This window comes from Helicobacter monodelphidis (genome assembly GCF_003288845.1).
Classification (GTDB): Bacteria; Campylobacterota; Campylobacteria; order Campylobacterales; family Helicobacteraceae; genus NHYN01.
The window spans coordinates 29519-51165 of record NZ_NHYN01000003.1; the positions used below are offsets into that span (position 1 = coordinate 29519).

17 protein-coding genes are annotated in these 21647 nt (G+C 36.5%); 4 read left to right on the top strand and 13 right to left on the bottom strand.

All coding sequences use genetic code 11. The annotated features are described in order from the left end of the window. Positions 1 to 173: 173 nt before the first annotated feature. Complete coding sequence (locus tag CCZ01_RS02050) at positions 174 to 2798, top strand: ankyrin repeat domain-containing protein (protein WP_181566277.1); 2625 nt, start codon at positions 174 to 176, stop codon at positions 2796 to 2798. Here CCZ01_RS02050 and CCZ01_RS02055 read toward each other — a convergent pair. The 9 genes from CCZ01_RS02055 to polA all read right to left on the bottom strand — a co-directional run bounded on the left by CCZ01_RS02055 (position 2775) and on the right by polA (position 14608). Continuing rightward, a complete protein-coding gene (locus tag CCZ01_RS02055) occupies positions 2775 to 3392 on the bottom strand; it encodes a LysE/ArgO family amino acid transporter (RefSeq protein ID WP_112051578.1) in 618 nt (205 codons plus the stop codon). The genes CCZ01_RS02050 and CCZ01_RS02055 overlap by 24 nt on opposite strands. Before the next feature lie 6 nt (positions 3393 to 3398). Further along, positions 3399 to 4922 carry a 2-isopropylmalate synthase gene (locus tag CCZ01_RS02060; protein ID WP_112051579.1) on the bottom strand — a complete coding sequence of 508 codons (1524 nt, stop codon included), beginning with the start codon at positions 4920 to 4922 and terminating at the stop codon, positions 3399 to 3401. Between the two features lie 371 nt (positions 4923 to 5293). Continuing rightward, entirely contained in the window at positions 5294 to 6208 is a 915-nt protein-coding gene (gene rsmH, locus CCZ01_RS02065; RefSeq protein WP_112051580.1) for a 16S rRNA (cytosine(1402)-N(4))-methyltransferase RsmH, read from the bottom strand. A gap of 3 nt (positions 6209 to 6211) precedes the next feature. Then, entirely contained in the window at positions 6212 to 7426 is a 1215-nt protein-coding gene (locus tag CCZ01_RS02070; RefSeq protein WP_112051581.1) for a malic enzyme-like NAD(P)-binding protein, read from the bottom strand. Between the two features lie 8 nt (positions 7427 to 7434). Continuing rightward, positions 7435 to 9528 carry an AsmA family protein gene (locus CCZ01_RS02075; RefSeq protein ID WP_112051582.1) on the bottom strand — a complete coding sequence of 698 codons (2094 nt, stop codon included), beginning with the start codon at positions 9526 to 9528 and terminating at the stop codon, positions 7435 to 7437. Between the two features lie 57 nt (positions 9529 to 9585). Next, positions 9586 to 9894: a hypothetical protein gene (locus CCZ01_RS10205; RefSeq protein ID WP_146745201.1), complete on the bottom strand. Its 309-nt coding sequence runs from the start codon at positions 9892 to 9894 to the stop codon at positions 9586 to 9588. Positions 9895 to 10218: 324 nt separating this feature from the next. Continuing rightward, positions 10219 to 11373 (bottom strand): glycosyltransferase family 4 protein, encoded by a 1155-nt coding sequence (locus tag CCZ01_RS02080; protein ID WP_112051583.1) that lies wholly within the window; start codon positions 11371 to 11373, stop codon positions 10219 to 10221. A gap of 5 nt (positions 11374 to 11378) precedes the next feature. After that, the gene (locus CCZ01_RS02085) at positions 11379 to 11918 is read right to left on the bottom strand and encodes a thermonuclease family protein (RefSeq protein WP_112051584.1); all 540 of its coding nucleotides are present in this window, start codon (positions 11916 to 11918) and stop codon (positions 11379 to 11381) included. After that, a complete protein-coding gene (polA, locus tag CCZ01_RS02090) occupies positions 11915 to 14608 on the bottom strand; it encodes a DNA polymerase I (protein ID WP_112051585.1) in 2694 nt (897 codons plus the stop codon). The genes CCZ01_RS02085 and polA overlap by 4 nt, the downstream gene beginning before the upstream one ends. Before the next feature lie 80 nt (positions 14609 to 14688). On the opposite strand from polA, the gene CCZ01_RS02095 reads away from it, so the two are divergent. Genes CCZ01_RS02095 through CCZ01_RS02105 form a run of 3 tightly spaced genes read left to right on the top strand, consistent with a single transcriptional unit; the run spans position 14689 to position 17319 of the window. Next, positions 14689 to 15414: a triose-phosphate isomerase gene (locus CCZ01_RS02095; RefSeq protein WP_112051586.1), complete on the top strand. Its 726-nt coding sequence runs from the start codon at positions 14689 to 14691 to the stop codon at positions 15412 to 15414. Continuing rightward, entirely contained in the window at positions 15411 to 16505 is a 1095-nt protein-coding gene (locus tag CCZ01_RS02100) for an AI-2E family transporter (RefSeq protein WP_112051587.1), read from the top strand. The genes CCZ01_RS02095 and CCZ01_RS02100 overlap by 4 nt, the downstream gene beginning before the upstream one ends. Before the next feature lie 13 nt (positions 16506 to 16518). Further along, positions 16519 to 17319 carry an MlaE family ABC transporter permease gene (locus CCZ01_RS02105; RefSeq protein ID WP_112051588.1) on the top strand — a complete coding sequence of 267 codons (801 nt, stop codon included), beginning with the start codon at positions 16519 to 16521 and terminating at the stop codon, positions 17317 to 17319. A 4-nt stretch (positions 17320 to 17323) separates the two neighbouring features. On the opposite strand, the gene CCZ01_RS02110 is transcribed toward CCZ01_RS02105, so the two are convergent. The 4 genes from CCZ01_RS02110 to tyrS all read right to left on the bottom strand — a co-directional run bounded on the left by CCZ01_RS02110 (position 17324) and on the right by tyrS (position 21645). Continuing rightward, entirely contained in the window at positions 17324 to 18154 is an 831-nt protein-coding gene (locus tag CCZ01_RS02110; RefSeq protein WP_112051589.1) for a hypothetical protein, read from the bottom strand. A gap of 21 nt (positions 18155 to 18175) precedes the next feature. After that, complete coding sequence (locus tag CCZ01_RS02115; protein WP_258436447.1) at positions 18176 to 19246, bottom strand: N-acetylmuramoyl-L-alanine amidase family protein; 1071 nt, start codon at positions 19244 to 19246, stop codon at positions 18176 to 18178. Between the two features lie 70 nt (positions 19247 to 19316). After that, complete coding sequence (locus CCZ01_RS02120; RefSeq protein ID WP_112051591.1) at positions 19317 to 20417, bottom strand: nitronate monooxygenase; 1101 nt, start codon at positions 20415 to 20417, stop codon at positions 19317 to 19319. Between the two features lie 13 nt (positions 20418 to 20430). Then, a complete protein-coding gene (gene tyrS / locus CCZ01_RS02125) occupies positions 20431 to 21645 on the bottom strand; it encodes a tyrosine--tRNA ligase (protein WP_112051592.1) in 1215 nt (404 codons plus the stop codon). Positions 21646 to 21647: the final 2 nt, after the last annotated feature.

Consider the following 21647-nt stretch of genomic DNA (forward strand, 5'->3'; position numbering starts at 1 on the left):
GAAGGTAACTGAATGGGTATTTCTATTTAGTTACCTTCTGTTTTAAAACAATGGATTACTTATGGCACTCGGTAGATTCCCTTGTTAAAACATACATGGGTTTTATTCGTTTTTTACTTTTCTGCTTCTCTTTTCTTATTCCTCTAATTTTTTTAAGTTGTGCAAAAAGTCCATTGGCATTGCGTAATGAATTAAGCATTCAGGAAATAATCACACTTGATGAAGCTTTTTTAGAATCTGCAAGAACGGGTAATACACAGAAACTTACACAACTTTTACAACAAGGGGCTGATTTACACTCTCTAGATTCTAATGCAGAAAATGCCTTATTTCTCTCCGCAAGATATGGACATATAAAAAATATTGAAATCCTGCTCCAAGAGGGGGTGGATATTAACTTTAAAAACCCAAAAGGTTACACCGCTTTAATGATTGCTATCCAAGAAAAACAAATTCAAGTCGCTTCCTACCTTATTCAATCTGGAGCGGACATTCATATAAGCGACCAAGAGGGGGATACCCCCCTCATTCTTGCCACCATTGTACAACTTCACCCCATCATTGAACTCTTATTGCAAAAAGGGGCAAATATCAATGCGCAAGGCACAAAAGGAAAAAGTAGCCTACATATCGCAATAGAAAATAAAGATTGGATTGCTTTTTCTCATCTTAGCGCTAAAGGTGCGAATTTAGAAATACGCAATGATGACGGAGATACGCCACTATTAACCGCCATTGACGAGGACTCAGAAAGTATGGTTCGATTCTTGCTGGAGCATAGGGTTAATGTCAATATTCACAATAAAGACAAAAATACACCCCTACTTTTAGCAATTGAAAGAGGGAATCTACAAATCTGTAAGCTTCTGTTGCAAAATCAAGCCAATATTGAGCAAGCTGATATTTTAAATTTTACACCTTTAATGGCAGCAAGTCGTGATGGTCATATCCATATTGTTAACTATTTATTGCAACAAGGTGCAAACACAAACACAACAAACACAAATGGCGATACAGCCCTTCTTATCGCCCTTTTTTATGGACATTCTTCCATTGTCCAACTATTAATCCCAAAGACAAATCTTGAGGTGCGTAATAATGAAGGAAATACTGCATTATTGAGTGCCGTTATTTATGGCGACAAAGAATCAGCAACTCTTCTTTTAAGCAATAAAGCTCATATTGAAACGAAAGATTCGGAAGGGAATACGCCCCTAGCTATCGCTGCCCTAAACGATGATATTGAAATAATACAACTACTTTTAAAACACAAAGCACATCTTGAAAATCGTAACCTTAATGGAGCAACACCTCTTTTACTTGCTTCAACAAATGGCAACATTCAAGCTGTTAAAACTCTTGTCAAAGCTGGAGCAAACATCAACGCAAAAGACAATCGCTCTTTTAGTGTTCTTGATGGTGCGATTGAAAGGGTTTATGATCAAGTTAGCAATTACCTACAAGCTGCCGGTGCAAAAAAAGGTATTGATAGTTTAAGTGCAAAAATTCTTGTTGCCGCACAAGAAGGAAACATTAAGGAGCTAAATAAATTAGCGGAAAGACGATCAATCTTGGAAGCACGTAAACAAGGTGCAACACCACTCATTCTCGCAACAGCCAACAATCAAACCCACGCCATAGAACGATTACTGAAAGCAAAAGCAGATATTGAAGCACGTGATTTAGAAGGAAACACACCATTAATGATTGCCATTAAAAATAATCATATTACATCTTTTAATCTTTTATTAGCATATAAAGCTTCCATCAACGCACGCAATAAATATGCCTCTACTCCTCTCATTGAAGTAGCAAAAATAGGCAACCAAACAATGCTTAAGACATTATTGGCTGCAAAAGCAGATATTGAAGCACGTGACGAAAATCAATGGACGCCCCTTATGTGGGCAGCTGAAGAGGGAAATACACAAAATATTACACTCTTATTGCAGGCAAAAGCCAGGCAAGATACGCGCGACAAAAATGGAAATACGGCATTAATGATTGCAACAATGGAGGGTAACTTAGGAGCATTCCACTTACTTGTACAAAAAAATAATATTAACCAAAAAAATCAAGAACAGAAAAGTATTTTACATTTAGCTATCAATAATAACAAAGAAACAGCACTACCAATGACGCAAAAACTCCTTCAATTAGGCGTCAAAGTTAATGTAAAAGACAATCATCAAGAAACACCCCTAATGTTGGCAGCAAAACGTGGGGATAAAGAAATCCTCGATATGTTGATTGCTGCTGGAGCAGATATCGAACAAAAAAACGAACAGGGTTTTACCCCCATTATGCTTGCAACAATACACAACAAAAAGACTGCTATCGAAACACTGATTGCTGCTGGAGCAGATACTTCTGTTCGCGATACACGCGGATTCACACCGCTTTTACTCGCAGCTGAAGGTGGATTCATCAACGCAACAACAGCCCTCCTAAATAGCGACATTAATGCTAAAAACAATAAAGGGGAATCTGCTATTGCCCTCACTGCAAATCTTGAAATTATCAAAATTCTTACTGAAAGGGGGGCTGACTTGAATACACAAGATTTTCAAGGGGCAACCCCTTTAATGATTGCAGCAACAAATGGACGATTTAAAACAATCGAATACCTTATTTCGGAAGGTGCAAACCCCAATTTGTTAGATAAATCTGGTAGAAGTGCACTTGATGAAAGTTTGCAAGAAGGTTTTCTAGAAATTGCAGATTATCTCATTGATAAAGGTGCAAAGAAGGGTGCAGAGATTTATCAACACAATTCAATCACCAAAGATAAATTGTAATAATCCAAAAGCAATCACAAACATAACTATGCCAACAACACAATCCAAAACTCTCCAAGAAGTGGGGTTTTCAAAGAATGGACGCAAAGCCTTTGAACCAAACCCAAGAATAGAAAACCAAATGCAAGAAGCCAACATACAACCCACCATAAACAACAAACGTTCATTAACCTCTAGGACAGAACCAATACCACCAAGCAAAACAATTGTATCAAGGTATACATGCGGGTTAAGACATGTAACAAGAATCGTCTGTGTAAGAATTTTCTTTAAAGGTGGTTTTTGTTGTTCAAGAGAAACAACCATTGCACTTTTGCCTAAATAAGCATTCTTAAATGCCAAAATACCATATCCAAGAAGAAAAATAATCCCTGCAACAGCTAGAATCTGGCTAAAAAGGGGGCTTTTTGCAAACAAACTCCCAGCACCCATAATACCTAAAAAAAGAAACATAAAATCCATCAGTACGCAAACAAGACACACCCAAACGATATATTGATTCATTAAACCATGCTTCAAAACAAACATATTTTGTGCACCAATGGAAGAAAATAGCCCAAGAGAAAGGCTTAAACCCAACAAAAAGGTTTGCATTTAAGCTTAACTCAAAAACTGCTTCATACTCAAATAACTATTAAGGGCAGACAAATAAGCCTTTGCCGTTGCATTCATCGTATCCACATCAACACCACGTCCAATAATTGCACCCTTTCCATCTTCAAATTCAACCTTAACAACTACCTTTGCTAAAGCATCTTTGCCCCGACTCAATGCTTCCACCTTATAATCTTTCAAACGACTTGCAAAACCGCTGATTCTGTCAATTGTTTTCAAGATACTATCAACAGAACCATTTCCTAAGGCTGAATCGCTATAAACAGCACCCTCCTTAGCAATAGAAATTGCAGCACAGTGATGATTGTGAGAGCAAGAACTTACCTGCAAAGATTCAAGCACAAAAATTTGGGGAATATGCGTTGTTTCTTCACTTAAAATTGCACGAATATCGTCATCAAAAATCTCTTTTTTAGAATCACACAATTCTTTAAATCGTTCAAATGCCTTTTGTAATTCTTCGTTACTCACACGATATCCCATTGAAACAATCTTATCCTTAAAAGCTGCTCTGCCTGAATGCTTACCTAAAACTAAATTATTTTCTCCAACAATCCCAACATCACTAGGACGCATAATTTCATAAGTTTCTCGATGTTTAAGAATTCCATCTTGGTGAATTCCGCTTTCGTGAGCAAATGCATTTTTACCAACAATAGCCTTGTTAGGTTGTGGACGAATACCGGTAATATTGGCAACAAGATTACTTGTAGAATAAATTTCTTGCGTACGGATTCTTGTTTGTAGGTTAGAAAATAAATCTTTACGTGTCTTAAGAATCATTACAACTTCTTCTAAAGCCGTATTACCAGCCCTTTCTCCTAAACCATTGATTGTGCATTCTATCTGCCTTGCACCACTCAAAATACCTGCTATTGAATTTGCGGTTGCAAAACCCAAATCATTATGACAATGCATCGACAAAATCGCACGATTTTGGATATGCTGATGTAATTCTGCAATAATTGCACCCATTTCATGAGGTAGACGATACCCTACTGTATCCGGAATGTTTAATGTTTTCGCACCTACTTCAACTACCGCATCTAAAATTTCTTTTAAAAAAGACATATCGCTTCTACAGGCATCTTCGCAACTAAATTCAACATCTTCTACAAAACTTTTTGCAAGTTTTACTGCCTCTACTGCTCGTTGGATTACTTGTTCTGGCTTCATCTTCAATTTATATTCCATATGGATAGGGCTTGTAGCAATAAAAGTATGAATGCGTTTGAGTGGTGCAGGCATAATCGCTTTTGCTGCTACCTCTATATCACCTGGAACTGCCCTAGCCAAAGAACAAATACTACTTGTTGTAATTTGTTTAGCAATTTGATTAATAGCTTCAAAATCACCCGGACTTGACGCCGCAAACCCTGCCTCAATCACATCAACGCCTAAATGCTCTAATTGTAGAGCAATTTGTATCTTCTCCTCAATATTCATCGAAGCACCTGGACTTTGCTCCCCATCCCTTAAAGTTGTATCTAAAATCTTAACCATTTCCATTGACTATCCTTTTTATATTTATTTTTACAAAAAATCTCCACAGAGATTCAAAAAACCTATACTACACAAAAACAAGATAAGATAAAGAGGGTACGCTGCTAATGCAGCAGGAAGAGACAAGAAATAAGGAGAGACAAAGAAACTTTTTCAGACAACATAACTCAACCCTCCATTAATAAAATGATGGATTATATCCTGTTAGCATTAAAATAAACTTACATCAAAAGATAAAGGGGTAAATTTGTAGAATTTGCCTCCAGAAAAATCTCCTCCTGCTAAGCAGGAGAAGTTACTAAGGGATTTATGGAGGCACTTTACTTCTAGCAACAAATGTTCCAACTTTTAATCCAATAAAACAAAAAATAGACTTTTCATGAAAAAAATCGAAATACACGCATTTTAGAACTACGGCTACGTGGGTTTTTCTGAATCTCTTTCAAGGTTGGAACGATAGGTTTTTTCGTAAGAATCTCTCCTAATGCATGACCACCACCACATTCACAATACATAAAATTATCAGGACAAATACAATCTTTCGTAAAAGTCTTAAAGGCTTGTTTAACAAGACGATCCTCTAAAGAATGAAAAGAAATAACAATTAAAATATCTGTCTTACATTTTGCGACATCTAAGAGCATTTTTAATTGCTCCAATTCTTGGTTAACTTCAATCCGAATTGCCTGAAAAGGTAAAGTAGCTGGATGAATCCCACCCTTTGAAAAAGAATGCTTTTGGATAAAGTCTGCAAGTTGTTTTGCAGACTCAAAAGGCTGCTTTTTGCGAGATTCTGCAATGAGAGAAGCAAGTTTTTTTGCCTCCCTAACCTCACCATATTCCCTAAAAATTTTTTCCAATTCCTCCCTAGAGTAGCGATTGATAACCTCTTTTGCAGTAAGCCTATTCTTTTGATTCATACGCATATCAAGCACAGGAGATTCAAAACTAAAACCCCTTGCCTTAGAATCTAACTGATAAGAAGACACGCCAATATCAGCTAAAATAGCCGATACCTTCTGATGACTCAAAATTTCTGCACAAACCTCCCCAAAACTTCCCTCCCTTGCCTCAAATCTCTCCTTAAATAAAGAAAGGCGATTTGTTGCAAATTCCAATGCTTCCTTATCTTGGTCAACACCAATAATAGATAGTTTTGGATTCTGCTCTAAAAGGGTGTAACTATGCGAACCAAATCCTAATGTACAATCAATCAATACGCCCTCTAGCCCAAAACATACCCGACTCACCTCCTCAAGCAAAACGGGTTTGTGGGGGATTGCGACATTCATCAATTAAAGTGGCAAACGAGAAACTTGGCTTTCCACAGCTGCCTTTGCAACTGCTATAGATACAAATTCATTCAGGCGGGGGTCAAAAGCAGAGGGAATTAAATATTCTTCCCCAAAAACAAGCTTCCTGCCATACGCAACACTTAATTCATGCGGAACTTCTTTTCTCGCAAGCTCTGCAAGTGCATATGCAGCAGCAAGCTTCATCGGCTCATTAATACAAGATGCCCTCACACGCAACGCACCCTTAAAAATATATGGAAAACCTAAAACATTATTAATTTGGTTTGGATAATCACTTCTACCTGTTGCCATCAAAACATCAGGTCTAGCAACCTTTGCGACTTCTGGCATAATCTCTGGCACAGGATTACTCATGGCAAATACCATAGGGTGAACATTCATCTCCATAATATCATCGCCATCAATCAAATCTGCCTTAGAAAGTCCAAGTAAAACATCAGCTCCTTTTAATGCTTCCTTATAGCTCTTATAATGTGTATCAATCGCAAACTCTTTCTTGATTTCATTTAAATCATCGCGCCCATTGTGAATCACGCCACGAGAATCAAACATCACAACCTCTTGAACACCCAAACTTTTATAAATCCTCGTACAAGAAGTTGCTGCTGCACCTGCCCCAATCACAACAACCTTAAGATTCTCCATTTTTTTATTAGTCAACTCAACAGCATTAATTAACGCTGCTGCTGAAATTAACGCTGTGCCATGCTGGTCATCGTGCATTACAGGAATATCTAATTCCGCTTTCAATCTTTCTTCAATTCTGAAACATTCAGGAGCACGAATATCCTCAAGATTGATGCCGCCAAATGTAGGTGCAATTGCTTTTACAATTTCAACAAACTTATCTGGGTCCTTTTCATTAACCTCAATATCAAACGCATCAATATTTGCAAACTTTTTAAAAAGTACCGCCTTACCTTCCATGACTGGCTTGCAAGCCAAAGCCCCAACATTGCCTAGCCCCAAACACGCCGTGCCATTTGAAATAACAGCCACCAAATGCCCTTTTGAGGTATACTCGAAAGCCTTTAATGGATCTTTACGAATCACTTCAACAGGTACTGCCACGCCCGGTGTATAAGCAAGCGAAAGTTCTCTTTCTGTTTCTAAGCTTCTTCTTGCCTTAACTTCAATCTTTCCACCCTTGTGAAAATGTAACGCTTCTGGGTATCGTTTTGCTATATCTTCCATAGTTTTCCTTATCTATTTATAATATTTTGAAGGAGATTCTTCACACCTTCTTTATTTTCATCTCCAATACTCTGGAGTTTCTTATCAATTGCTTGATTTAACTTATCTTGCACCTTATCTTTTTGTTTATCAACAGCCTGTTGCAACTTATCTTTTGCCTTATCAATCGCTTGGTTCACGGCATCAATAGAAATTTTTGGCTTATTCAAATCACCTTTAACAGTAATATTTGTTGGCTTTTCCTTAATTGAAAGTGTCAAGAGGGCATCAATTTGATTGTTTTCTGTATTAATCTTCGCACTCTTCGTTGTGATTGCTGTATTGTGAGACTTTAGAGTAACATCTGATGAAATCACCTTTTTATTGATAACACTTTTCAAAGAAGCATTCTGGTACACCTCTCTCGTTAAATCAACCTTCAAGAGAGGCAATACAATATCTGTTAATGGGCTTTTCGCCAAATGCCCATTACTTAAAACTGCCTCCAAAGCACCCTGTTCACTCAACAATTCATAATGAAAAGTCCCATTGAGTTCAGACTCAAAAAATGGTCTATAAGTTAACATGCTTAAAAGTTGTTCACTACGCAACTTATCAAGCTTTGCATCGATGATATTATTGGCAAGGTTTGCGGTTACCACCCCGCCTAAAATCTGACTTAAAAAGTCTGCCTGCAAACCTGAATCATTTAAGCTTACATTACCCTTTGCACTCATAGCACCTCTAAGCGGAATACCAGTAACAAATTTTAAACTTCCCAAATCAGCAATACTTATTTCATAGGGAGTTTTAACCGCAAAACTTGGGTTTAAAGTAACTGCTGTTGGATTAACAGTTAAATTAGCAATATCAGATTTTAAACTCGTGTTGAATTCACCGCTTCCCCTATGCATTGTTCCTTTAGAACTTAGAGTATATGAGGACGAGGGCATGTCCAATGCAAGAGTTTTTTTCATCACTTCACCATTGATGCGTCCTGACGGAATATTTAAAGCAATTTCTCCAGAAATCCCATCATTAAAATCACTCAATTTTGCATTTAGATTCAAGCGCCCACTTGTATAAATTGGCTGATGAAGCATATGAAGTAATTGATCAATTTTAAGAGATTGAATAGATACTTCTGCCAATGACGGAAAGAACTCTACAAGTGTTGCTCGATAAGTCGTCTTTGAATCTGCAATATCTGTTGTGCCATCAATCAACAAAGATTTCTTATCACCCTTTACCGTTCCAAGAACATTAAGTTGCCCTCTCAAAGGTATTTGTGCAATAGGGGTAAGAGGGGAGAGGTCACTGACATTCAATGCATATTTAGAGTTTGTTGCAAGAGTGTTGATATTTGTTGTTCCATTTGTTGTAATTGAACCAACATTAGACTTCACCAAAAGGTCGTGGCTGACATTCTCACCACTAAACGAAGTAAGCAACTTTGTATTAAATTGCGTTTTAGGAACAGTAACTCCAAATTGCTTTTGGATAAGCACACCATCTACTTCCCCATTTTTCAATAATAGTTCAGCGTTTCCACCAAGCCCCTGACTAATGTCATTGCTCACAGCAGCGGTAATATCTAAAAGTGCCTTTGCATAAGGTGGCTGTGCAATGGTGGCAAGAAGTGTTTGCACTTCAGCATCTTTGATTTGTAAGTGTAAGTTAGAAAAATTCAAATCCTTAATTTCAGCGGCAAATTTTGTTTGGGAGTTTGCTATGTTGCTCGTTCCGGCAACCTCTAAGAGATTCATATCCCCACTTGCAACAACTTCCAAAACAAAAGCACCCTTCAAATCCATTCCAGCAAGTTTGGAGGCATAAGCCAAATCCTTAACATCAACATTCAAAAACGCCTCCAAACTCAAGGCGAGAACAGAGAAAGAACCTTTAAGGTGGATAAATACAGATTCTTCACCCTTAATCTCTACATTGAACGACGAAAATCCAAGCTGGAATTCGGTCATCTCCAAAGGCAAAGGGGAATACTGATTGATTGTGTCTTGAATGTAGGGTTTCATTAAAGAATTCCCCAACGAAGTAAACGGCAGGGTGATAAGAATTGCAAGGAGAATAAAAAAACCTACTAAAATCTTCAAAAAAAGCCGCATCTTTAAACTCCTTAACTCATTACAACTTTACTAAAAACATAAAATAACCTCAATTTACTATCTTGTTTGCTGACAATTTCTCTTACACGCATCAGAGGAGCTATTCTTTTTTCCATACTGGTCATTACATTTTTGCATACAGCCTTTCACCTTCAGTGCATTGCACATCGCCCTTGACTTCTCACACTCATCTAAACAACTTCGCGAATTCTTTGTTTTATCCCGAGAACACTGCGACATACAATCAGAATGAACAACATCACAATTACTGGAACGAAAGCCAAAACCCTTACTGTCTGAGCTACCACAACCTGCTAAAAATGCTAACCCCCCACAAAGGAGTATAATACAAATTAACTTTTTCATGGGTGTATCATAACCTAAAAGCTGTTAGATAAAACTTAAATTAAAACATTTTCAGACTAATAAAAACACCTAATTAAATATTAAATTTTTATTAAATAAAAAATTTAATATTATTAATTTCTCATATCTACAAAAACTATTTTACCAAAACATATAGATAAAGATAATTTTTTATTGACCCTGAAAGACAAACACGATACACTTGATTCTCTCTTTAGCTAAAAGCTCCCCATTTTCTTTGGTATCTAGCATTAACATAAGTTATACCGACCAAGAATACTATCTCTATCATTGCACGGATTATCCCTTGCTCTTAAAGCATCATTAAATTGCATTCAAAACATTAAAAATCTCTTCCGCACTCCTTTGATTATCCCAAATATGACTTGTATCTAAAGAGTATTCGCCTAATTTCAGAGCATAGTTCAGCCCATCAGCAATTTCATCAATATTCAATGGGTCAACATAAATACTACTTTTTCCACCTGATTCTAACATCGCACCACAACGGGAAGTAACCACCGGCACACCACACTTCAGAGATTCTGCAATAGGCATCCCATACCCTTCATACAACGAAACATATGCAAATGCCTTTGCCCCCGCATAGAATAACGGTAAATCCTCCCCAGCAACATAGCCTAACATTCGCACACTACCCTCTTTTTGTAAAACAGAAATATCGTACATTAAAGGTTCACTCAACCAGCCTACGCCACCAACTAACACGAGTGGAAATTCTTCTCTTGTAGATTTTTCAAGTCGCATATAGGCCTCTAACAATCGTTGAAAATTCTTACGTGGCTCTAAAGTCGCAACAGATAAAATATAACCTTTATAGCGCAAAGAATGCAACTGCAACAAAGGCTGAATCTCCTCTTGCCGATAAGGCTTAAAAATTGGTGCAATAGGCGGATAAAGAACACTGATTTTTTCTGCCTTTACTCCAAAGTACTCCATAATCTCTTGTTTTGAAAAATGTGAAACACTAAAAAGATGCTGACTTTTTTGGATTGCTCTAGGTAAGTAATAATTTAAAAGCTGTACACGAGTTTTGGGATGAAATTCGCCATATCGGATATGCGAAATATCGTGAATTGTGATAACCCTTTTTCCTTTGAAAGCAACAGGAATATAACCCCCATCCCAATATAAAAAATCCTCCTTACTCTGCAATTCTTTTTTTAACAATAAGTCACGTGTTGCATAGTACGCGAGTCGTATAAAATGCGACTTTACAAGTGCTTTTCTTAATGCAACAAACCGATACACATTCTCTACTTGAGCATTACTTTGAGCATACACATTCTGTAAATAATCACTTACTTCCTGCTTATTCTGTTTCCAGCCTTTTTGCGTAAATCCAGCTAATTCTGTAATCTCATCTTTTTTTAATAATTCTTGAATGCTACGATACAAATAATACCCAATACCCGTAAGGGGTGATGTGATAATCCCTAGATTTACAAGTAGTTTCATTAGCCTCAAAAGCCTTTTTGAGGTTCTGCGGGACGCACTCTAGCAATCCTTTTTAAACAAAGCATTTCCTTTTCATAATCCCCCCAAAGCCCTTTTCTTTCTTTTCTTGCAATAGATTCTAAGATACCTAATTCATCTTTCAAAACAGCATCACCTTTAAGCTTAGGCAAACTTCTTGCAACAGCAAAACCCTCCTTAATCATTGTCGCATTATACAAATGTGCTCCATCTTGCACCAAACAATATCCATCCGTATAGCCCAAACGGTATTTTTGTTCTAACTGTAATGTCCTTAGTGTAAAATTTTTTGCGTGATAACGCATTTCTAAGGCACGGCGATTATCAATCTGACAAGGCATTTCATCATTTGTGTAAATTGGAGCCTGCACCCCAAATAAAGAACAATACAAATAACCCACCTGCGGAACATACACACTATACAATGAGGAAGCATACACCGTTTTCAGTAAACCAAAAAATGAAACTGGTGCCTCATAAGCATTCAAGAAAGATGCTACACATAAAACCCATAGATATTTTTTCATTTTAACTCTCCCCAATTCTTACCAACTGTTACCCCACAAATCAAAGGAACATTTAAAGGATAAATATTTTCCATCATATGGGCAACCTCTTTAGAAATTGAATCCACTAAATCTTCTCGAACTTCAAAAACAAGCTCATCATGAATCTGTAAAAGCATTTTGAGTTCCGTTTCTTTAAAGCATGTATCAATCTGTAACATAGCAAGCTTAATTAAATCTGCCGCACTGCCTTGAAAAATCGTATTAATTGCCTCTCTTAAATAAGCAGAGGTTTGAAATGGGGTTGCATTTTTAAAATCAAATATCCGACGACGACCAAGCAATGTTTGAGAATAACCACATTGCATAATAAGCTCCTGCGAATCATTCAAAAAGGACTTCACAGTTGGAAAAGAATCAAAATAATATTGAATATAGTTTCGTGCCTCCTTAAGAGATATTTTAAGTGTCTCTGAAAGCTTCCTTGCACCCATGCCATAAATTAATCCAAAGTTAATACTCTTTGCAACCTGTCGCTTCTCCATTGCCAAAGATTCTGTAAAAATCATTTTTGCAGTCTCATAATGAATATCTGCACCATTCAAAAACGCATCAATCATTGTTTTATCTTTAGAAAAATGTGCTAAAAGTCGCAATTCAATTTGAGAGTAATCAAGACTCATCAAAGCATAACCTTCTTTTGCAATAAAGCCCTCACGGATTCTTCGCCCTAAATCTGTTCGCACAGGAATATTTTGCAAATTAGGGTTTCTAGAACTCAAACGTCCTGTTGTTGTACCCGTCTGCAAAAATGAAGTATGAATGCGACAATCGCTTTCTTGAGAAGCAATATCCAAAAAAGGTTGAATGTATGTGCTTTGCAATTTATAAAGCTCTCGATACTCTAAGATAGGCTTGATAATTGGGTGTGCATCAAGCAAAGTAGCAAGAACTGTTTCATCTGTACTTCCGACACTGGTTTTTGTTTTTTTAAGAATGGGTAATTTTAACTTATCAAATAAAACTCCACCTAACTGAATATGCGAATTTAAATTAAAATTACACTGTGCAATCCGATAAATTTCCTCCGAAAGATTTAAAATACGGACATTAATCTCTTCTTTGAGCTGTTCAAAAAAAGCAACATTAATCTTAATGCCCACCTCTTCAATTTTTTGCAATACACAGATAAAAGGATACTCCACATCCTTAGCAATTTCTAACAGAAACCCTAAGCCCTGTTTTTGAACCTCTGCTAAAAGTTGTTCATAAAGCTTAAAAGTTGCTTGTGCATCTTCAGCCGCATATTTTGCGGCATCATCTAAGTGCACTTCGCTAAAATTACCTTTTTTTGGTACAACCTGAGAGAAAGCAATCATTGTGTGAGAAAACCACTTTTTTGCTAAAAAGTCTAGCCCCAAAGCCTGACTTGAATCAATCAACCAAGCGAGAATCATAGTATCGATAATACATTTTGGGTTCGCCATAAAATCAAAATTAAACCGTAACACTTCTAAGTCAAATTTCAGATTGTGTCCGATAACCCTTGCATTAAAAATTTGCTCAATCGCTTTCTTTGCAGTTTCTTTAGAAATTTGTTGTCCAACGCCAATATAATAATGCGAAATAGGCACATAATAGCCCTTACTTGAATCTAAGGCAAATGAAAAACCAACAATTTGTGCTTGCCTTGCCTCAAGTGAAGTTGTTTCTGTATCAAAACTCACAAGGCTATCTGGCTGAATATCTCTAAGCACTTCAAAAAGCCTTGCCTCTGTTTGAATAAGTTCATAATCAGTGCTAAATTCAGCATTCTCCTGCTTTATTGCTGATTTTTTTCGTCGCTGTGTTGGCTGGGCATAAGGTAGAAGTCGGGAAAGAACGCGTTTAAAATCATATTCTTGCAAATCATCAATGATTTTTAAAAGAGGATTTTTGGTTGTTAAAAGAGATTCTTCAAAATTAACTTTTAGTGGAATATCTTGCTTTAAACGCACAAGCTCGCGACTTAAAAAAGCAGATTCTTTACCCTCTATCAAAAGATTCTGTGTACGAACAGGGGTAATATCCTGAATGTTGTTATAAATATTATCTAGCGAATGATAGGAGCGAATCAATGTTTTAGCTCCTTTCGCCCCAATCCCCTTAATGCCCGGAACATTATCCACATTATCGCCCATAATACTTTGAAAATCAACAAATTCTTCGGGGTAAACGCCATATTTTTGAAAGCAATCCTCACGCTTTACTAATGTTTTTTTGATGGGATTATAAAGAAAAATACGGTCATTGATTAGCTGATAAAAATCCTTATCATGGCTAATAATATTTATTTCAAAACCCTCTTCATATGCATATTTTGCAAGAGTAGCAATAATATCATCAGCCTCATAACCATCATAAAAGCAATGAATTAGCCCCATTTTTTCAATCCATTCAATTACAATCGGGATTTGCTCAACTAAATCTGGTGGTGCGTCTGGTCTTGTCGCTTTGTAATTTATATCAATCTTTTTGCGCAAATTCTCCTCTTTGCTTTCTAAAGCAAAAATTAAATATTGTTCTGTGCAATCTTTGTGTAGCTGCATAATTAGATTCACAAAGCCCATCAATACACTTACCGGTCGCCCCCTAGAAGACTTCAGAGGAGGAAGTGCAAAGAAAGAACGAAAAAGAAAGCCGAAAGTATCCACGAGGGTTAATTTTTTCATAGTTTGCCTTAAAAAAGAATGCTTTATTATAACATAATCAAGTTTTTGGTATAATGAAAGATTCTTTAAAAAGGGGCTATATGATTATCGCTGCAAATTTAAAAATGAATCTTAAACGTAAAGATTTACAACATTACAAGGAAACTCTTCAAACACAATTATCTTTACTCAATTCTGTTGACGCAGTGATTTTTCCGAATATGGCTTGCTTGCTAGACTCTTCTTATTTTCAGGATATTCCCTTAACGCAAGGAGCACAAAACGCTTATCCAGCAAAAAATGGAGCATACACAGGCGAAATAGGAAGCGAAATTTTAGAAGAATTGGGTATTCGAACAATCCTTATTGGACACAGTGAAAGACGTGAATTAGGGGATAATCAAGAATTTTGTCTTGCAAAGTTTACCTACTATCAAGAACTAGGATTTCGCATCTTTTATTGCATTGGAGAGCCTCTCCATATCCGCAAAAAGGGGCTAAGTGCTGTTATGGATTTTCTCCAAACACAAATTTCAGGAATTGACTTGCATTACCCTTCTCTAGTTATTGCTTACGAACCGATTTGGGCAATTGGTGCAACACAACCTGCAAGTATTGAAGAAATTTCTGCAACACATCTTAACCTTAAAAACCTTTTTCGTAACATTAACCCAACAAGGGATATTCCATTGCTTTATGGTGGTAGCGTGAAGGCTGACAATGCAAGAGAAATTAGCCAAATTAATGGTGTTGATGGAATGTTAATTGGATCTGGTGCACTAAATCCACAGAATTTTTTACACATCATCAAGGAAACACTTGAATGAAACCTATACATTTTTTTTGGATTACCTTTGTTTTTAGTCTATATTGGCTTTTATATCTTTTTAATTTTTTATTAATGGACATTGTTATTGCCTTATTAATTTGTGTAGCAACAATGGGAATAAAAGAATGGATTGAAAAATATGTCCGCTTTAATATTATCAGTTCTGTGTTAAGCATTGTCGTTTTATTGACAATTTTTGTTTTACCTTTAATTTATGTCGCTAACTTGGCCGCTAACTTCATTAAAGAACTTACCGCCTACAACTCTACAGAGATATTCACGCTTTTTAAACAACAACTTTATAGTGTCATCTCTAACATTGAACTTTTTTTGCACCCCTACATTCCATCTGTAAATACTTTTTTTAGCGAAATACTTGTTTCCTTAAACAATGGTTTAAATAATATTGACACTGCTGCGTTTATTCAATACATTCTCGGTGTTGGGAGTCGGATAGGGAAGTGGAGCGTTTCCTTTGCAAATGACACAATTTTTGTTACCATATTTTTATTTCTATTTTACTATTATGGACGAACACTTTATAACTACACCCTTAATTTGCTACCCATTTCAAGAAAAGAGAGTGAGGGGATTTGTTTTGAAGTTTCTGGAGTTCTTAGCGTTGTTGTTTACTCCTTGATTGTCTCTGTGATTTTTCAAGGTATGCTTTTTGCTATTGCTGTATTCTTTCTTGATTATGATCCTGTTTTATTTGGAATGCTGTATGGATTTGCCTCGTTAGTCCCTATTGTAGGGGGAACTCTTGTATGGATACCTCTTTGTTTATACGAAATATATCTTGGTAATATTTCTCAATCCATCTTTTTAGCCCTTTATTCTATCATTGTCATTGCTACTATTGCTGACAATGTCATAAAGCCAATTATTATTGGATTTATTAGTCGTGTTATCCTAAAAAGTCATATTAAAATCAACGAGATGACGATTTTTCTTGCAATCTTTGCTGGGCTTATCACCTTTGGTTTTTGGGGTATGATTTTAGGACCCACGATTACCGCTTTTTTTGTCGCTCTTGTTCGACTGTATGAAAACTATTTTATCCCACAAAATCAACACCATTCAGTATAATTAGGAATAAGCGATGAAATGGATTGAAGCATTTTTTAGCTTTTTTGGACGCCCCATTGTGGCACTCTTTAGCATTTTTAAATTTCTGGGAAATTTTGTGCTTTTTCATGTCCACCTTATTCCCTCATATTTTAGCCGCCCTTTTCGATTCAGAGAAATTCTTATCCAAATTGAAACAATTGGTTTAGGTTCTTTTTCTATTATTGCCTTAAGTTCAATTTTTACAGGTATGGTTTTAGCAATTCAGTTCTATCAAGGCTTTCATCGCTTTGGTGCAGAAGAATTTATGAGTTATCCCATTTTTTTAGCTATCACAAGGGAATTAGGTCCTGTTTTTGCATCCCTGATGCTTGTTAGTCGTGCAATTTCGGCAATGGCGGCAGAACTTGGCACAATGCGTGTGAATGAGCAAATCGATGCCATTGATCTCTTGGGTATTGATTCAAAAAAATTCCTTATTGTACCGCGCATTCTAGCTACTTCCATTTCCCTACCTTTATTAGTAATTATTTTCGATTTTTTAGGCAATATTTCTGCATTCTGTATTTCCACTTTTGTGCTTGATGTTAACCCCATACAATATCAAAGTATGATTGCACAATTTCTTTCCTTTGGTGACTTATTTACATCAATCCTGAAAGGTTTTATTTTTGGCATTCTTGTTAGTCTTATCGGAAGTTATATTGGATTCCATACAAAAGGTGGTGCAAAGGGGGTTGGAAAATCAACAACACAGGCCGTCGTATTCAGTGCTATCACAATTTTTGGTGCAAATTACCTCCTTTCAGCCTTTTTCTTAGCAGTCAACTGGTAAATAACTAGGAGTTTCGTTTAAGTTTATTAGTGCGTAAACGTTCTATTGCTCCTAAAACCCAACACCAAATCATCAAAATGTACAAGGCTTTTTTTGCCACATATTGGCTTGCATAGCCCTCAAAAACAGAATGCGAAATAAAAAAAACAAGTATTCCCAAAAATAATAGTAAAATATTAAATCTCTCATAAGATCCAAAAATATTTGGACGAATGTAATATAAATAACAAATCATAAAAAGCCCAATAAAAACAAGTATAATTTCTCCCCATTCCCACCAATATTGCTTGTCAAAAGGCTGAATTGCAAAAACAAATAAAGCAACAATCATCATATTCAAACTCGGAATCATAGAAAATGGATAAGTATCAAGGCTCTTAAAAACAGAAACTTCATCTGTGCGAAAATAATACACAAAAGGCATAACAATAAAACATAAAAAAAAGAGCAAATCAATAATTTGACCACTGTATCCTAAAGCAAAAAATAACCTCAAGGCATCTGTATCTTCCTCGCTAATAAAATAAGAACGTGCTCCAAGACTAGCATTGACAAGAAAAAAAATAAACATTACACCACAAAAAATATAAAAAAGGCGTCCCATTCGTTGAATAGAACGTTCCTTTACCATAAAAAACAACAAGCTTCCACAGCCCATCACGCCCATTAAAAGATAAAATAATTCATAAAATCCATTAACCTTACTCACCAAATAAAATAAACCTGAAAAGGTATCAAACGTATAGGTTAACAATACGACAGATATTGTAAAAATCGCAACCAAAAAAAATAATGCTGAAAGAATAACCTCACTTATACCTATACGACCACTCATTGCAACTCCTATACTCTAATTTTAAAAATTCTTCATAAAATAACCGTCAATACCATCAGCAATACCTCTAGCAAGATATTTCTGATAAGTATTTTGGTGAATTAGTTTACCTTCCTTTGGGTGAGTAATGTACCCAATTTCTAAGAGAATTGAGGGCATCAATGCACCAGCCAAAACCCAAAAAGGACCTTCACGTACACCACCATCAACGACACTATAATGTTTTTTTAGAGCAGATAAAACGCCAAATTGTACATCAATGGCCAGGCGATTAGAGGCATACAAACGTTGAGAGCTAATAATTCCAATCACCGTCTGACGCGAAAAATGCCCCATCACTTCAATGTCATTCTTATTTTCTGCGGCAGCAACATCTTCTGCTCTTTTGCTTCTTGCAGGAGAAAGAAAATATGTCTCTACGCCATTAAGTGTCGCACTACGCGATTTATCCACTGCATTCGCATGAATAGACAAGAAAAGATCTGCATTCTTTGCATTAGCAAATTCCGTTCTCTCTCGCAAAGAAATAAATTTATCTGTTGAACGCGTCATAAAAACGCTATATCCCCGCTTTTGCAATTCCTTTTGCAATTCCTTTGCAAGATTCAACACAATTACTTTTTCACAAATTTTCGCAACACCTAAAGCACCACAATCTTTTCCGCCATGACCTGCATCAAGCACAACAACTTTCTTACTTTTTTTTCTGGTGGGAGCTTTATTTTTTGTCTCTGTAGGCTTTTGTGTTCGTTCTTTGTGTTCAAATAAAGCAACAATTTGATTTGTGTCCCGCTTTTCCTCTCTCAGACTACTAATGATTACGCTTTTATCATCAACTTGAATATCACTCTGAAAAGTATCTTGAGAAGAAAAAACAACCCTTACCTTTTGTGGTGTATTCTGTGCCACCCTCACTAAAACACCATTATCAAATTGGTCGGTTATATTACCATCTGTTAAAATAGCATCAAAATCATAAATATTACGTGTTGAATTTTTGTCCTTTAGTGTAAAAAAACGATAATGACTTTTTTTAACCTCTTTGTTAAATTGAAGTAAAATCTTTCCGTTCTCTTGAATATCGATTTCCACAATACGCAATAAACTGGATGCCTCCAGAGAAAGGGAAAACAGAACAATAAAAAAACTACAGCAAAGAAACCTAATCACAGATTAATTCATCCATAATTTCTCGGACACTAACAATTTTCTCAATACGATAACCATTAGCACCGGTAAAATATAATCCATTTTTAGAATCACCAAATGCCGCATCCCCAAGTCTATCGGCAATGCAATACCCTACCGCCTTTGCTTCCACACCACGATGACACGGTTGCACACAATTGCTAATACAAGCAACTTTAGGTGCATTCCCCTCCTTTAATCTATCTAAAACACCTGTTACAATCGCTCTTGCAGGGTAACCAACAGGTGATTTAATTAATTTAATATCTTCTTTTTGAACACTAGGCATAAGAGTTGCATAATATTTTGCATCACATTCATGAGAACCCAAAAAGCGTGTCCCCATCTGCACACCGCTTGCTCCCATCTTTAAAAAAGAATCTATATCTGCCCTATCCCAAATTCCTCCTGCCGCAAGAATCGGTATGTTTCCCCAATTCTTCACTTCCTTAATAACTTCTGGAATCAAAGTTTCAAGCTGATATTCTTCCTTAAAGCAATCTTCATACATTACACCTTGATGGCCACCACTTAATGGACCTTCTACCACAACTGCATCCGGCAGACGATTATACCGCCCAGTCCACCTTTTACAGATAATTTTTAATGCACGTGCTGAAGATACAATCGGCACAAGTGCGACTTCAGGAAAATCCTTTGTAAACTCTGGCATATCAGTTGGTAGTCCCGCCCCCGTAATAATCACATCAGCCCCAGCCTCACAAGCATCTCTTACAACGCGTCCATAATTATTAATTGCATATAAAATATTTGCACCTAAAGGAGCATTACCACAAAGTTTGCGTGCATTCTTAAAAATCTCAAATAAAGCCTCTTTAGAATAAAAATTCTCTACTTCTAAAGGACGTTCTGAAACAAGTTTTTTTGCAAATGCAAAATGTTTGTAATATCCTGTTCCAACTGCACTAATCACGCCTAAACCGCCCTCTTTAGAAACACTACCCGCCAATTCATCCCAACTAATTCCAATCCCCATACCCCCCTGAACAATCGGATAAGGAATAAGATGATTTCTGATTTTTAATGCCGGTAGTGTCGTTTTCCGCCCTATCATTTCTTGTTTTCCTCTATTTTATTTGAATACGCAAAAATTTTCTTCTGCCAATTTGCACGATATACTCACCCTCTTCTAACTGCATTTGAATATCCTGCACCTTTTGCTGATTTACCCTCAATGCCCCCGCTTGAATATCCCTTCTTGCCTGAGAAGTTGATGGACTTAAGCCACCATCAACCAAGGCTTTGCAAATCCACAGAGGGGAATCTGCTTGCAAAATAGGCATTTCCTCTGGAATTTCATGAAGTGAAAATATTTTATCAAATTCCGTTTTTGCTTCCAATGCCTCTTGAGAAGAGTAAAATCTTGCTGTAATCTCCAAACCTAATTCTTCTTTTGCTGTTTTTGGATGCTTTTTCCCATCTTGAATGTCAGTTTGTAATTGCTGAATTTCCCTCAAAGTTTTTGCACTCAAAAGCTCATAGTATCGCCACATCAAGTCATCAGAAATACTCATAATCTTAGCAAACATATCTTTTGGAGATTCTGTAACACCAATGTAATTCCCTAAACTCTTGCTCATCTTATTGACACCATCAAGCCCCTCAAGAATAGGCATCATCAATGCTGCTTGCTCTTTTTGTCCATAACTTCGCTGTAAATGCCTTCCCATTAAAAGATTAAATTTTTGGTCATTACCGCCAAATTCTACCGCACATTTTAACATTACACTATCATAGCCCTGCATCAAGGGATATAAAAATTCAACAATACTAATGGGCGATTGATTCTTTAGCCTTTTTTCAAAATCATCTCTCTCCAACATTCTTGCAACAGAGAATCGGGAACATAAGTCTAAAATATCGCTTAGCTTAAGTCCTGCAAGCCATTCTGAATTAAAACGTACCTCCGTTTTATTAGGGTCTAGGATTTTAAAAACCTGCTCTTGATAGGTTTTTGCATTCTGTAAAACTTCCTCACGCGTTAAGGGTTTTCTTGTTTCACTCTTTCCACTTGGATCACCGATTGTTGCCGTAAAGTCACCGATAAGAAAAACAACTTTTGCCCCATACTTCTGGAAAGTTGCCATTTTTTGAATCAATACTGTATGTCCCAAATGTAAATCGGGTGCTGTTGGGTCAAAACCTGCTTTAATGATAAAATTCTTCCCATTCACAAGATATTCACGGACACACAGAGAGATATACTCTTCTCCAATAACCTCACTACACCCTCTCAAAAGTTCCTTCATTGCTTCTTGTAACTGATTATCTATATCACTCATTA